Origin of the sequence: Streptomyces sp. NPDC057302, assembly GCF_042667685.1 — a bacterium.
GTDB lineage: Bacteria > Actinomycetota > Actinomycetes > Streptomycetales > Streptomycetaceae > Streptomyces.
Map to the genome: position 1 here is coordinate 78324 of NZ_JBHUZJ010000003.1, position 13867 is coordinate 92190.

Below are 13867 nucleotides of genomic sequence, written 5' to 3' on the forward strand. Positions count from 1 at the left end.
GAGTCAGGAACCCGCACCGCGACGCATCGTATGAGTGTTCGAAGGCGTCAAGGAAGCGTTAACAATTAGGTAAGGTAACGAAGTACTCGGCTCGCGCGGTGGAAGGAACGGCCCCTGACTGTCCACGACCTCAACCAGCTTCTGCTCATCTGTTCGCTCGTCCTGCTCGTCGCGGTCGCGGCGGTTCGCATCTCGTCGCGCAGTGGGCTCCCCAGCCTGCTGCTGTACCTCGGCATCGGCATTGCCATGGGCCAGGACGGCATCGGCAACGTCACGTTCAACAATGCCGAGTTGACGCAGGTCATCGGCTATGCGGCGCTCGTCGTGATCCTGGCCGAGGGCGGACTCGGCACGAAGTGGAAAGAGATCAGACCCGCGTTGCCCGCGGCCGCCGTCCTGTCGCTCGCCGGCATCGCGGTCAGCGTCGGCGTGACGGCCGCCGGTGCCCACTACCTGGTCGGCCTGGAGTGGCGCCAGGCGCTCATCATCGGCGCGGTGGTCTCCTCGACGGACGCGGCGGCGGTCTTCTCCGTGCTGCGCAAGGTGCCGCTGCCCTCTCGCGTGACGGGCATCCTGGAAGCGGAGTCGGGCTTCAACGACGCCCCCGTGGTGATCCTGGTCGTGGCCTTCTCCACCGCGGGCCCCGTGGAGCACTGGTACGTCCTCATCGGCGAGATCGCCCTGGAACTGGCCATCGGCGCCGCGATCGGCATCGCGGTGGGCTGGCTCGGCGCCTACGGGCTGCGGCACGTGGCACTGCCCGCCTCGGGCCTCTACCCCATCGCCGTGATGGCCATCGCGGTCGCCGCCTATGCGGCCGGAGCCATGGCGCACGGCAGTGGATTCCTCGCCGTCTACCTCGCCTCGATGGCCCTCGGCAACGCGAAGCTGCCGCACTGGCCCGCCACCCGCGGCTTCGCCGAAGGACTCGGCTGGATCGCGCAGATCGGCATGTTCGTCCTGCTCGGCCTCCTGGTGACCCCGCACGACCTGCTGGACGACACCTGGCCCGCGATCATCATCGGCTTGATCCTGACCATGGTGGCCAGACCGCTGGGGGTCATCGCCAGCCTGCTGCCGTTCCGCATGCCCTGGCAGGAGAAGGCCCTGATGTCCTGGGCGGGCCTGCGCGGCGCCGTGCCCATCATCCTTGCCACGATCCCGATGGTGAACGGCGTCGACGACAGCCAGCGGATCTTCAACATCGTCTTCGTCCTGGTCGTCGTCTACACCCTCATCCAGGGCCCTACGCTGCCGTGGCTGGCCAGGAAGCTGCGCCTTGGCGACTCTTCGGGCGCCGCCGACCTGGGCATCGAATCCGCGCCCCTGGAGCGCCTTCGCGGGCACCTGCTCTCGGTGGCGATCCCGAAGGGCTCGCGGATGCACGGTGTCGAGGTGGGCGAGCTGCGGATGCCGGCGGGAGCCGCGGTCACGCTCGTCGTTCGCAACGGCGAATCGTTCGTGCCGCAACCCACGACCGTGCTGCAACGCGGGGACGAGCTCCTGGTGGTCGCGACCGACCCGGTGCGGGACGCGGCGGAGAAGCGGCTGCGGGCCGTCGGACAGGGCGGAAAGCTGGCCGGATGGCTGGGAACCGCTGGTCAGGAGCCACAAGGGCGGGCCAATCGCAGGTGATGGGCGCCTCATTCTCCGTATTCACAGGTCTGGTGGGCCCATTGCCTGTAGGATGAAGGAACACTTCTTCTGTACCAACTGATCGAACCAACTCTGTCTGAAGCAGAGCTGGCGCCGACCGTATGGCGGCCGCGTGTCCTCGCAGTGGGCAACCGGCATCTACCGCAGTTCCGCGCAAGAGGACAGCTCTCGGCGCCGTCCCCCTGACCACAGGGGCCGCGCTACCAGGCGGCAGAAAGGCACGGGCCGTGGCATCCACGGTCACCTCCCGCCCCGGATACGGACAGCTGCTGCGCACCCGCGGCGCCTGGACGTTTCTCCTGCCCGGCTTCGCGGCACGCCAGCCCTTCGCGATGCTGACCATCTCCATCGTGCTGCTCGTGCAGCACACCACCGGCTCGTACGGCGTCGCCGGCGCCGTATCGGCCGTCACCGGCGTCTCCATGGCGGTGTTCGCCCCCTTCGGCGGCAAGCTCGCCGACCGTTTCGGCCAGCGGGCCGTGCTGGTGCCGGGTGTCCTCATCCACACGGTGTCGGTGCTCTCCCTGACCGTGCTCGCGCTCTCCGACGCCCCCTTGTGGGCGCTCTTCGTGGCCGCGGTGCCCACCGGCGCCTCCCAGCCGCAGATCAGCCCCATGGTGCGGGCCCGCTGGGGCGTCAAGCTCCAGGACACCCCGCTGGCGGGCACGGCGGCGGCCTTCGAGTCGGTCACGGACGAGCTGACGTTCGTCCTGGGCCCGCTCTTCGCGACCGCGCTGTGCACGACCATCGACCCGGCGGCCGGACTCTTCACGGAGGCCGGACTCACCCTGGTGGGCGGCCTGCTGTTCGCCGCGCAGAAGAGCACTCAGCCCAAGCCCGCCTCCCGCGAGGAGCACGCGCGCGTGGAGCACGTCTCCGCGCTGCGGATCCCCGGTGTGCGGGTCCTGATCGTGACCTTCCTGGGCATCGGCGCCGTCTTCGGCGGCATGCAGGTCTCGCTGGCCGCCTTCACCGAGTCCATCGGCGAACCCGGCCTGAACGGCGTCCTGTACGGCACGTTCGCGGCGGGCAACATGCTCTCCGGCCTCATCTGCGGCGCCGTCGCCTGGAAGATCGCCCCGCAACGGCGCCTCCTCGTCGGCTACGCGGCACTGACCCTGATGGCCTCCGGACTGTGGGCCGCGCACTCCGTGCCGCTGCTCGCCGGACTCGGCCTCCTGGTCGGCGTCTGCATCGCGCCCGCGCTGATCACCGGCTACACGCTGGTCGACCGGCTGGTGGACCCGTCCGGCAGGACCGAGGCGTTCACCTGGCTCACCGGCGCCGTCGCGCTCGGCCAGGCGGCCGCCGTCACGGTCGCCGGACAGCTGGAGGACCGCTTCTGGGACGGCGCCGGATTCCTGGTGCCGCTGGGCGGTACGGCGCTGGCGCTCGCGGTGCTCGTGACCTTGCGTTCGCGGCTCGTTCCGCGGTCCGTCGGACGCACCGTGGCACGTGGCGTCGGTCACCGCGAGCCGGTCGCGGTGGACTGATCTCGCGGAATACGTCACTATGGACCGTCGTTAGCACTCATCGAGTGAGAGTGCCAGGAGGAAGCAAGTGCCGACGTACCAGTACCAGTGCACCGAATGCGGCGAGGGCCTCGAGGCGGTGCAGAAGTTCACCGATGACGCCCTGACCGTGTGCCCCAGCTGCGAGGGACGCCTCAAGAAGGTGTTCTCGGCGGTCGGCATCGTCTTCAAGGGCTCCGGCTTCTACCGCAACGACAGCCGCGGCTCGTCGTCCAGCAGCACGCCGTCGACGGCGAACGCGAAGTCCTCGGACTCCAAGCCGTCGGACTCCAAGTCCTCCGCGGGCGCTTCGTCCTCCTCTTCGGGCTCGGACTCGAAGTCGTCCGGCTCGTCCTCGGGTTCGTCGGCCGGTTCGTCCAGCTCTTCCAGCTCGTCGGCCGCCTAGGGCAGACCCGCCCCGGGCAGGCCTTCCTGCCACGTTCTTCCAGGTCCCCGCCGTCCTCCGACGGCGGGGACCTCGGCGTTCCGGGGCCCGGCTACTGTGCTCGGCATGGTGAATACGGCGAACGGGACGCGGGCGGAGATCGGTGTCATCGGCGGCTCCGGCTTCTACTCCTTCCTCGACAACGTGACCGAACTCCAGGTCGACACGCCCTACGGAGCGCCGAGCGACTCCCTCTTCCTCGGCGACATCGCCGGGCGACGGGTCGCGTTCCTGCCCCGGCACGGCCGCGGACACCATCTGCCGCCGCATCGCATCAACTACCGCGCCAACCTCTGGGCACTGCGCTCGGTGGGCGTACGGCAGGTGCTCGGCCCCTGTGCGGTGGGCGGGCTGCGGCCCGAGTTCGGGCCCGGGACGCTGCTGGTGCCCGATCAGCTCGTGGACCGCACGAAGACCCGTACGCAGACGTATTTCGACGGGGTTCCGCTGCCGAACGGGAGCGTCCCGAACGTCGTGCACGTGTCGCTGGCCGACCCGTACTGCCCCGCCGGGCGCAATGCCGCCCTCAAGGCGGCCCGCGGCCGCGAGTGGGAGCCGGTGGACGGCGGGACGCTCGTGGTGATCGAGGGGCCCCGGTTCTCGACCCGGGCCGAATCGCTCTGGCACGCGGCGCAGGGCTGGTCGGTGGTGGGCATGACCGGGCACCCCGAGGCCGTGCTCGCCCGTGAACTCGAGCTCTGCTACACCTCGTTGACCCTGGTCACGGACCTGGACGCGGGAGCGGAGAGCGGCGAGGGCGTCTCGCACGAGGAAGTGCTCCAGGTGTTCGCGGCGAACGTGGACCGGCTGCGGACGGTGCTGTTCGACGCGGTGGCGGGGCTGCCGGCGGAGGGCGAGCGGGACTGTTCGTGTGCGGGGGCGCTGGGCGGGATGGATCCGGGGATCCGGCTGCCGTGAGGGGCCAGGAACGCAGGGGAAGCCGGAACTTCCCCTTCGGGTGAGGGAGTTGTCCACAACCCGCGAGTAGTCCACGGGGCTCAGCGGGATGCGGCGCGGGCCTGCATCGTGAGAGCGGAAGGCAAGGTCCTCAACTCTCCGAATCCCCGCAGGCGGTGGCCGTCGTGGCACATGTTCCCTCAGACATCTCCTCCCCTCCCCCTCCCCCGCCGTGTCCCGTGCCGCACTTCTCCCCCGTGCACGTCCACGGCGGGCGGCAGCGGCTGCGCAGGCTGCTGCGGCACAGACGGCGGGCCATGGCCGCGGGGCTCGCGGTGACCGCGGCGGCACTGGTGGCCGCCGGGCCACGGGATGCCGGGCCGCGGGATGCCGAGCGGGTGCGCCAGCGAGAACGTCCGGCAGCCGTTGCCGCGCCCGCGCAGGCTGCCGCCCTCGTGACGGCGCCCGTACGGATCGCGGACGCGGAGACGGTGCGCCTGCTGCACCGGGGCGACCGGGTGGACGTCGTCGCCTCCGATGGCTCCGCGTCACGGGTGGTGGCAGCCGGGGCCAGGGTGACCGAGGTGCCCGAGCCTCAGGAGGGCGCGGCCCGAAGCGCCACCGAGGCCGGGGCGTTGGTGGTGCTCTCCGTGCCCAGGGCTACTGCGGCACGGCTCGCCGGAGCCGGCGCGAGCATGCGTCTGGCGGTGACGCTGTGCTGAGTGCGCTGAGTGCGTTGGGTGTCCTGAGTCACGACATGTGCAACTGCATCGGCGCCCTGTCAAGTCGCTCATTCGTGTTACCCAATTGGACAGTCCCGCCAGGCCCTGCCGTAGGTTTCGAAGCTGTTTGTTTCACGACCTGCACTTGCAACGAAAGGCCTCGTGGTGAGCGAGAAGAACGAACCGGGTCTCTGGGACGGCTTCAAAGCCTTCCTGATGCGCGGCAATGTCATCGACCTGGCGGTCGCGGTGGTCATCGGAGCCGCGTTCACGAACATCGTGAACTCCGTGGTGAAGGGTGTCATCAACCCGCTGGTCGGTGCCTTCGGTACGAAGGATCTCGACCACTACAGCTCGTGTCTGAAGTCCCCGTGCCGGATGAACGAGGCGGGAGAGGTCACCGACGGCATCCCGATCATGTGGGGTTCCGTGCTCAGCGCGACCCTCAGCTTCGTCATCACCGCGGCCGTCGTCTACTTCCTGATGGTGCTGCCCATGGCCAAGTACCTGGCGCGGCAGGCCGCGCGGAAGGCCGAGAAGGAGGGCACGCAGGAGGTCATGGAGCTCTCGGAGCTGGAGGTCCTCAAGGAGATCCGCGACGCCCTGGTGGCCCAGCGCGGCTCGGGTCCTTCCGACGAGCGGTAGCGCGGGCTCAGAGGTGGTGGGGCGGCTTCTCGTCGAGGAAGCGCGCCAGGTCGGCGGCGCTGTCGCCGCCGGCCGAAGGCCGCTCTCCCCACCCGCGGTCCGTGTCGTCCGAAGACTGCTGCGACAGGGGGTCGTCGAAGACCAGGGCGCTCTTCGGCTTCTTCGGTGCCGTGGAACCCTTCGGGGTCTTCGACTGCTCCGGATCGCGCGGTTCGGGGGCGGGGGCGGTGCTCATGTCTCCAGGGTACGTCCGTGGGGCGTCTCGGCGGCCGTCAGACGGCCGTGAGCCCCTGGGCAGCGAAGATCTCCTTGGCCGTGGCCACCTGCCCCGGGGTCGGCGAGGGGGTGTCGCGCAGGACGAAGTCCTTGCCGAGCGCGTCCCACTTCGCCTCGCCCAGCTTGTGGAAGGGCAGCACGTCGACCCGCGAGACGTTGCCGAGCGAGGCGGCGAAGCGGGCGACGCCCTCGACGTTCTCCGGGTCGTCGGTGAGACCGGGCACGAGGACGAAGCGCACCCAGACGTCCTTGCCGAGGTCCGCCAGGCGGCGGGCGAAGTCGAGGGTGGGCCGCAGCGGGCGCCCGGTGGCCTTCTTGTACGTCTCGCGGTCCCAGGACTTGATGTCCAGGAGCACGAGGTCGACGTCGCGCAGCAGCGCGTCGGTGGCACGCACTCCGAGGAAGCCGGAGGTGTCGAGGGCGGTGTGCAGGCCCAGCTCGTGCTTGAGGCGGTGCAGCAGCTCGCCGGTGAAGACGGGCTGCAGGAGGGGTTCGCCGCCGCTGACGGTGGCGCCGCCGCCGGCCGCCGAGATGAACTTGGTGTACTTGGCGGCTTCCGCGATCACGTCGTCGGCGGTGGTCCGCTTGCCGTCACGCATCCGCCACGTGTCGGGGTTGTGGCAGTACAGGCAGGTCAGCGGGCAGCCCGAGAGGAACGTGACGAAGCGGGTGCCGGGTCCGTCGACCCCCGTGGACAGGTCCCAGGAGTGGAGGGACCCGGTCACGGGGCGACGGGTGACCGCGGCCGCCGGGGTCGCCGTGCCGAACGGGGGCGCCGATTCGAGCAGAGCAGTCATGGCGGAGCTCCAGGTGGCTCAGAGAGAGCCGTGGAAGGTGCGGTTGATGACGTCGAGCTGCTGGTCGCGGGTCAGGCGGACGAAGTTGACCGCGTAGCCGGAGACCCTGATGGTCAGCTGCGGGTAGTTCTCCGGGTGCTCCATGGCGTCCTGGAGGGTCACCTTGTCGAGGACGTTGACGTTCATGTGGAAGCCGTCGCTGGCCATGTAGCCGTCGAGGACCCCGGAGAGGTTCTGGATCCGCTCGCCGGGGGTGCGTCCCAGGGCGTCCGGCGTGATCGTGTTGGTCAGCGAGATGCCGTCCTCGGCGTCGTCGTAGTCGAGCTTGGCCACCGACAGCGCGGAGGCGATGTAGCCGTGCTGGTCGCGGCCGTTCATCGGGTTGGCCCCGGGGGCGAAGGGCTCGCCCGCGCGGCGGCCGTCGGGGGTGTTGCCGGTCTTCTTGCCGTAGACGACGTTCGAGGTGATCGTCAGGACGGACTGGGTGTGCACCGCGTTCCGGTAGGTCGGGTGCTGCCGGATCTTGCTCATGAAGTCCGAGACGATCCGCTGGGCGATGGCGTCGGCCCGCTCGTCGTTGTTGCCGTAGGCGGGGTAGTCGCCCTCGATCTCGTAGTCGACGGCCAGGCCCGTCTCGTCGCGGATGACCTTGACCTTCGCGTGCTTGATGGCGGAGAGGGAGTCGGTGGCGACGGAGAGGCCCGCGATGCCGCAGGCCATCGTGCGCAGGATCTCCTGGTCGTGCAGCGCCATCTCGATGCGCTCGTAGGCGTACTTGTCGTGCATGTAGTGGATGACGTTCAGCGCGTGGACGTACGTCTTGCCGAGCCAGCCGAGCATCGCGTCGTAGCGTTCGAGGACCGTGTCGTAGTCGAGGTAGTCGCCCTCGATGGGCTCGAAGCCCTCGACGACACGCTTGCCGGTCTTCTCGTCGCGGCCGCCGTTGATCGCGTAGAGCAGGGTCTTGGCGACGTTGACGCGGGCTCCGAAGAACTGCATCTGCTTGCCGACGGCCATCGCCGAGACACAGCAGGCGATCGCGGTGTCGTCGCCGTACTTGGGGCGCATCAGGTCGTCGGACTCGAACTGGATGGCGGAGGTGTCGATGGCGACCTTGGCGGCGAAGTCCTTGAAGCCCTTGGGCAGTTCCCGCGCCCAGAAGACCGTCAGGTTCGGCTCCGGGGCCGGGCCCAGGTTGTAGAGGGTCTGCAGGGCACGGAACGTGGTGCGGGAGACCAGCGGGCGGCCGTCCTCGCCGATGCCGGCCATCGACCAGGTGACCCAGGTCGGGTCCCCGGAGAAGCCCTCGTTGTACTCGGGGGTGCGCAGGAAGCGGACGATGCGGAGCTTGATGACGAAGTCGTCGATGAACTCCTGGGCCTCGGCCTCGGTGATGCGGCCGGCCTCGATGTCGCGCTGGAGGTAGATGTCGAGGAAGTTGTCGATGCGGCCGATCGACATGGCGGCGCCGTTCTGCTCCTTCACGGCGGCCAGGTAGGCGAAGTACAGCCACTGGACGGCCTCGCGGCCGGTGGTGGCGGGGGCGGAGATGTCGTAGCCGTACGACATCGCCATGTCCTTCAGCTCGCCGAGGGCCTTGATCTGCTCGGAGGTCTCCTCGCGGGCGCGGATGACGTCCTCGGTGGCCCACTCCTCGCCGAGGAGCGCCTTGTCGGCCTCCTTGGCGGCGATGAGGCGGTCGACTCCGTAGAGCGCGACGCGACGGTAGTCGCCGATGATGCGGCCCCGGCCGTAGGCGTCGGGCAGGCCGGTGATGATGCCGGCGGAGCGGCAGGCGCGGATCTCGGGCGTGTAGGCGTCGAAGACGCCTTCGTTGTGGGTCTTGCGCAGCTGCGTGTAGACCTCCTTGACCTCGGGGTCCGCCTCGTAGCCATAGGCGTTGAGCGCGCTCTCGACCATCCGCCAGCCGCCGTTGGGCATGATGGCGCGCTTGAGCGGGGCGTCGGTCTGGAGGCCGACGATGAGGTCCGCGTGGTCGGCGGCGGCACCGTCGACGTAGCCGGGCTTGAAGGCGTCGATGCGGGAGGGGGTCTTTACGTCGACGTCGTGGATGCCGCGCTCGATCTCCGCCGGGAACATCGAAAGGAGCTTCTGCCAGACCTGGGTGGTGCGTTCGGTCGCGCCGGCCAGGAAGGAGTCGTCCCCTTCGTACGGGGTGTAGTTCTGCTGCACGAAGTCACGGACGTCGATGGCGTCCCGCCACAGGCCGCCCTTGAAGCCGTCCCATGCCTCGCCGTGCACTGTCGTTTCCGCGGGAGTGGCAGTCATCGCAGACACCTTCCGAGTCGCCGTTTCGCTATGCCTCCATTGCACTCCGATGTGATCGATCGGCGGCGCCGCAATGGTCCCCACTTCAGGGTCCGAGGTCCCCTCTCTCCGCTCACACGGCCGGGTGAACCTAGTCTGACCTGGTGTTTTCCTTGGGACTTTGGACCCAAGTTCGCTTGTGAATGCATTCACAAGAATTTCCTCGCGATCTCGCGGTATGGCACCGGGACACACGGACGGACCAGGACCGGGACATGCGAGAGGGCCGGGTGCTCCCACACCCGGCCCAGCCCGCCGACGCCGCTCAGGACGTCAGCTCGGGAACTCCGCGCCCCTGCGGGCGTAGAACCACCAGCAGACCGCGATACAGCTGACGTAGAAGGCCACGAAGCCCCACATCGCACTGGTCACCGCGAAGTTGGCGAACATCGCCGGGATGAAGAAGAAGCCGTACGCCGCGATGGCGGAGGTGAAGCCGGTGACGGCGCCCGCCTCCATCTCGGACTGCTTCAGCGCCTTCGTGTAGGCGGGGGTGCCCTCCGTCAGGCCCTTCAGGTGCTGGGCGCGGAAGATGACCGGGATCTGGCGGAACGTCGAGCCGTTGCCGATGCCGGAGAAGAAGAACGCGCACAGGAAGCAGGCGAAGAAGCCGTAGAAGTTGCCGTTGTCGCCGCCGGAGGGCAGGAAGTTGATGACACCGATGATCGAGATCGCCATGCCGACGAACGAGATGATCGTGACCTTGGCGCCGCCGATCTTGTCGGCGATCCAGCCGCCGGCCCAGCGGGCGAGCGCGCCCACGGCCGGGCCCATCCAGGCGTACGTGGCCGCGGAGTAGGCCGCGTCGATCGGCGTGAACGTCGTCTTGATGAGCATCGGCAGAGCTGCCGCGAACCCGATGAAGGAGCCGAACGTGCCGACGTAGAGCCAGGTCATCAGCCAGTTGTGCTTGCGCTTGAAGATGATCTTCTGCTGGCTGAAGGGGGTCGAGGCGACCTTCAGGTCGTTCTGGCCGAACCACGCGACGACGGCCAGGATCACCAGGACCGGCACCCACAGGAACGCGGCGTTCTGCAGCCACACGGGCGTGCCGTCGGCCTTGTGCTGGGCCGAGCCGACCGCGAGGACCGAGCTGGTGATGACGATCGGGGTGACCAGCTGGACCACGGAGACACCGAGGTTGCCCAGGCCGCCGTTGATGCCGGTGGCGTTGCCCTTGTCGCGCTTGGGGAAGAAGAAGCCGATGTTGGCCAGGGACGAGGCGAAGTTCGCGCCGCCGACACCGCACAGGGCCGCGATGGCGACCATCACGCCGTACGAGGTGTTCGGGTCCTGGACCGCGATGCCGAGCCAGATCAGCGGGATGACCAAAATGACCGTGGACAGCGCGGTGAAGCGGCGCTGGCCGATCATCGGGCCGAGGAAGGTGTAGAGGACGCGCGCCGTGCCGCCGGTGATGCCGGGGATGGCCGTCAGCCAGAACAGCTGCGAGGTGGAGAAGCCGAAGCCGACGTCCTTGAGGTTGGTCGCGGTGACCGACCACACCTGCCAGACGACGAACGCGACCAGGAGCGCGGGGACGGCGATCCACAGGTTGCGGGAGGCGACCTTCTTGCCGATGGACTTCCAGAAGAGCTCGTTCTCCGGCTCCCAGTCGGTGATGGTCTTGCCGGGGCGGTACTGCGTCGTGTCGTACGTCTCGTACGTCGCGTCCGCTGCTGCGGTCCGCGGCTCTTGGGTGGCAGGCGATCTCATGTTGGTTCCCAGTTCGCTACCGGTCCCGACCTTGCTCCGGGGCCTGACGTTTCCACGTTCCCGCGTGCGGCTCCCGCGGAGCAGAGGCGTAGGACATGCGCCGACCGGCCCAAAGGCACCAAGATCAGGGGCCCTTCGGACCTCGGGGCCGTGGCGGGAGACGGCCACGAAACTCCCCCGCGTGATACGCAGGTCGGCATGGCTTCCTCGAACTCCCTCACCGACGTCCCCGGCCTGCGCGTGGGCCATGCCACCCGCACCGCTCCCGCCCACGAGGGCCACCTCACCGGCACGACCGTCGTGCTCGCCCCGGTGGGCGGCGCCGTCGTGGCCGTGGACGTGCGCGGCGGCGGCCCCGGCACCCGGGAGACGGACGCCCTCGACCCCCGCAATCTGGTGCAGCGCGTCGAGGCCGTCGTACTGACCGGCGGCAGCGCGTACGGCCTGGACTCCGCGACCGGCGTGATGGCGTGGCTGGAGGAGCAGGGCCGCGGCGTGCGCGTCGGCCCCGATCCCTCCCACGTCGTGCCCGTGGTCCCGGCGGCCTGCGTCTTCGACCTCGGCCGCGGCGGCGACTTCACGGCACGCCCCGACGCCACGACGGGCCGCGCCGCCGTGGAGGCCGCCGCGGGCAGCGAGCCGTTCACCCCCGTCGAGGAGGGGAACGTGGGTGCGGGCGCCGGCGCGGTGGTCGGCAAGGTCAAGGGCGGTATCGGCAGCGCGAGCGTCAGGCTGGACTCGGGAGTCACGGTCGCCGCCCTGGTCGTGGCGAACGCGGCGGGCTCGGGGGTCGACGCGGGGACGGGCGCGCTGTACGGGCGGTACTTCGAGGGGCGGCGCGTGACCTACCCCGACCCGGAGGTCCACGAGGAGGCCACGCGCCGCCTCGCCGAAGCCGCCGCGAAGAGTGGCCCTCCCCCGCTGAACACCACCCTCGCCGTGGTCGCCACGGACGCCGAACTCACCAAGGCCCAGGCGCAGAAGCTCGCCGGCACGTCGCACGACGGCATGGCGAGGGCCGTGCGCCCCGTCCATCTCCTCAACGACGGGGACACCGTCTTCGCCCTCGCGACCGGCGAGCGGCCCCTGCCGGGAGCCGAGCGGAACCCGCTCGCCCTGAACGAGATCCTCGCGGCGGGCGCGGACATGGTGACGGCGGCGATCGTCCGGGCGCTGCTGGCCGCGGAGTCCGTGGAAACGCCGGGCGGCAAGTTCCCTTCGTACAGCGATCTTTACCGTCAGGACCGCCAGGGCCGTCCGGGCCGCCAGGACCGCCAGGACTCTTAAGAAACTCAGGACCCTCAGGAACCTCAGGAATCCCAAAGCAGCACCTAAGGGAATTCACAGAAAGAACAGCTACAAATACCCACAGAACGCAGCCCGTTGGGCCGCCGACGGGCCATGCCTCTGTGCCCGCCCTCACATCAAGCGGACGGAACCTTTCCGCCTGTGAGCGGCTCTTAAGCCTTACTGGATCAGAACGCGCACTTCGCACAAAGATGGAGCAGCCCGTGACAACGTCGCACATAGCCAAGCCCCGGCGGCGCACCCTTCTGGCGGCCACCGCGCTCGCCGCCGTGGGTGCCCTCGCCCTCACGGCCTGCGGCGGCGACGCGGACGCCGACGGCGACAGCGACGGCAAGGACGGAAAGACCAACGCCCAGGGCGCCGACATCACCATCTCGGCGAAGGACGGCTCGACCGGCGCCTCCATCAACGCCACGGGCGTGAAGGTCAAGGGCGGCAAGCTGACCGAGGTGAAGATGACCCTGGTCTCCACCGGTACGGCGGTCGACGGCACGCTGTCGTCCGACGGCACCAGTTGGAAGCCCAAGGCGCAGCTCGAGCGCGGCATGAAGTACAAGATCACGGCCGACGCCAAGGACACCAAGGGCAAGGAAGCGACCGAGAACTCGATCTTCACCACCGTCTCGAAGGACAACAGCTTCATCGGGAGTTACACCCCCGACGGCGGCACGAAGGTCGGCGTCGGCATGCCGGTCTCCTTCAACTTCGACAAGGCGATCACCGAGAAGCAGTCGGTCCAGTCGCACATCACGGTCACCTCCGACAGCGGCCAGAAGGTCGTGGGCCACTGGTTCGGCAACCAGCGCCTGGACTTCAGGCCCCAGGAGTACTGGAAGGCCGGCTCCAAGGTCACGATGAAGATCGACCTGGAGGGCGTGAAGGGCGCGGACGGCGCCACCGGCGTACAGAACAAGACCGTCAGCTTCACCGTCGGCCGCGCGCAGGTCTCCACGGTCGACGTGAACGCCAAGAAGATGACGGTCGAGCGGGACGGCAAGGTCATCAAGACGATCCCGATCTCCGCGGGCAGCCCGTCGAACCCGACGTACAACGGGAAGATGGTCATCGCCGAGAAGTTCACCCAGACCCGGATGAACGGCGACACGGTCGGCTTCGGCGGTGAGTACGACATCAAGGACGTCCCGCACGCGATGCGCCTGTCGTCCTCCGGCACCTTCATCCACGGCAACTACTGGGGCTCGCCCTCGATCTTCGGCAGCGCCAACACGAGCCACGGCTGCGTCGGCCTCCAGGACGCGCAGGGCGCGGGCGACTCCAGCACGCCCGGCGCGTGGTTCTACGACAACTCCCTCATCGGTGACGTCGTGACGGTCAAGGGTTCCCCGGACGAGACCGTCGCCCCGGACAACGGCCTCAATGGCTGGAACATGTCCTGGAGCCAGTGGACGGCGGGCAGCGCGGGCTGATCCAGCCGCCGGGCCGGTCGCCCCACCAGCCCCTCTCACCAGGCCCAACACCACGAGCCGCACGGGAACTTGCCGTGCGGCTCGTGCGTTTTCCAGTTCCCGGGCATGATGTCCGACGCAGGGGCTACGGTATGCACTC

General features: G+C 69.0%; 12 protein-coding genes. 8 read left to right on the forward strand and 4 right to left on the reverse strand.

The genetic code is table 11. The features are described from left to right. Positions 1-114: 114 nt before the first annotated feature. The 6 genes from ACFUPX_RS03385 to mscL all read left to right on the forward strand — a co-directional run bounded on the left by ACFUPX_RS03385 (position 115) and on the right by mscL (position 5876). A complete protein-coding gene (locus ACFUPX_RS03385) occupies positions 115-1635 on the forward strand; it encodes a potassium/proton antiporter (RefSeq protein ID WP_383315718.1) in 1521 nt (506 codons plus the stop codon). 248 nt (positions 1636-1883) lie between these two features. Then, complete coding sequence (locus ACFUPX_RS03390) at positions 1884-3149, forward strand: MFS transporter (protein WP_383315096.1); 1266 nt, start codon at positions 1884-1886, stop codon at positions 3147-3149. A gap of 67 nt (positions 3150-3216) precedes the next feature. Next, the gene (locus ACFUPX_RS03395) at positions 3217-3573 is read left to right on the forward strand and encodes an FmdB family zinc ribbon protein (protein WP_383315099.1); all 357 of its coding nucleotides are present in this window, start codon (positions 3217-3219) and stop codon (positions 3571-3573) included. 105 nt (positions 3574-3678) lie between these two features. Next, positions 3679-4530 carry an S-methyl-5'-thioadenosine phosphorylase gene (locus ACFUPX_RS03400; RefSeq protein ID WP_383315102.1) on the forward strand — a complete coding sequence of 284 codons (852 nt, stop codon included), beginning with the start codon at positions 3679-3681 and terminating at the stop codon, positions 4528-4530. Positions 4531-4748: 218 nt separating this feature from the next. Further along, complete coding sequence (locus ACFUPX_RS03405) at positions 4749-5231, forward strand: hypothetical protein (RefSeq protein ID WP_383315105.1); 483 nt, start codon at positions 4749-4751, stop codon at positions 5229-5231. A gap of 162 nt (positions 5232-5393) precedes the next feature. After that, positions 5394-5876: a large conductance mechanosensitive channel protein MscL gene (gene mscL, locus ACFUPX_RS03410; protein WP_383315108.1), complete on the forward strand. Its 483-nt coding sequence runs from the start codon at positions 5394-5396 to the stop codon at positions 5874-5876. Positions 5877-5883: 7 nt separating this feature from the next. Here mscL and ACFUPX_RS03415 read toward each other — a convergent pair whose 3' ends face one another. From ACFUPX_RS03415 to ACFUPX_RS03430, 4 genes are all read right to left on the reverse strand, one after another. Beyond that, complete coding sequence (locus ACFUPX_RS03415) at positions 5884-6111, reverse strand: hypothetical protein (RefSeq protein ID WP_383315111.1); 228 nt, start codon at positions 6109-6111, stop codon at positions 5884-5886. Between the two features lie 37 nt (positions 6112-6148). Further along, positions 6149-6949, reverse strand: a complete 801-nt coding sequence (pflA, locus tag ACFUPX_RS03420) for a pyruvate formate-lyase-activating protein (RefSeq protein WP_383315114.1) — start codon at positions 6947-6949, stop codon at positions 6149-6151. Between the two features lie 18 nt (positions 6950-6967). Further along, complete coding sequence (pflB, locus tag ACFUPX_RS03425; protein ID WP_383315119.1) at positions 6968-9238, reverse strand: formate C-acetyltransferase; 2271 nt, start codon at positions 9236-9238, stop codon at positions 6968-6970. Between the two features lie 312 nt (positions 9239-9550). Beyond that, a complete protein-coding gene (locus ACFUPX_RS03430; protein WP_383315122.1) occupies positions 9551-10993 on the reverse strand; it encodes a NarK family nitrate/nitrite MFS transporter in 1443 nt (480 codons plus the stop codon). 198 nt (positions 10994-11191) lie between these two features. On the opposite strand from ACFUPX_RS03430, the gene ACFUPX_RS03435 reads away from it, so the two are divergent. Beyond that, entirely contained in the window at positions 11192-12280 is a 1089-nt protein-coding gene (locus tag ACFUPX_RS03435) for a P1 family peptidase (protein ID WP_383315125.1), read from the forward strand. Positions 12281-12504: 224 nt separating this feature from the next. Continuing rightward, positions 12505-13728, forward strand: a complete 1224-nt coding sequence (locus ACFUPX_RS03440) for an Ig-like domain-containing protein (protein ID WP_383315128.1) — start codon at positions 12505-12507, stop codon at positions 13726-13728. Positions 13729-13867 lie beyond the last annotated feature (139 nt).

What these genes read in the sequence shown, in the direction of transcription:
- ACFUPX_RS03415 (WP_383315111.1), bottom strand. Translation starts at nt 6,111, where the DNA reads ATGAGCACCGCCCCCGCCCCCGAACCGCGCGATCCGGAGCAGTCGAAG.
- ACFUPX_RS03430 (WP_383315122.1), bottom strand. Translation starts at nt 10,993, where the DNA reads ATGAGATCGCCTGCCACCCAAGAGCCGCGGACCGCAGCAGCGGACGCG.
- pflB (WP_383315119.1), bottom strand. Translation starts at nt 9,238, where the DNA reads ATGACTGCCACTCCCGCGGAAACGACAGTGCACGGCGAGGCATGGGAC.
- ACFUPX_RS03400 (WP_383315102.1), top strand. Translation starts at nt 3,679, where the DNA reads ATGGTGAATACGGCGAACGGGACGCGGGCGGAGATCGGTGTCATCGGC.
- ACFUPX_RS03435 (WP_383315125.1), top strand. Translation starts at nt 11,192, where the DNA reads ATGGCTTCCTCGAACTCCCTCACCGACGTCCCCGGCCTGCGCGTGGGC.
- pflA (WP_383315114.1), bottom strand. Translation starts at nt 6,949, where the DNA reads ATGACTGCTCTGCTCGAATCGGCGCCCCCGTTCGGCACGGCGACCCCG.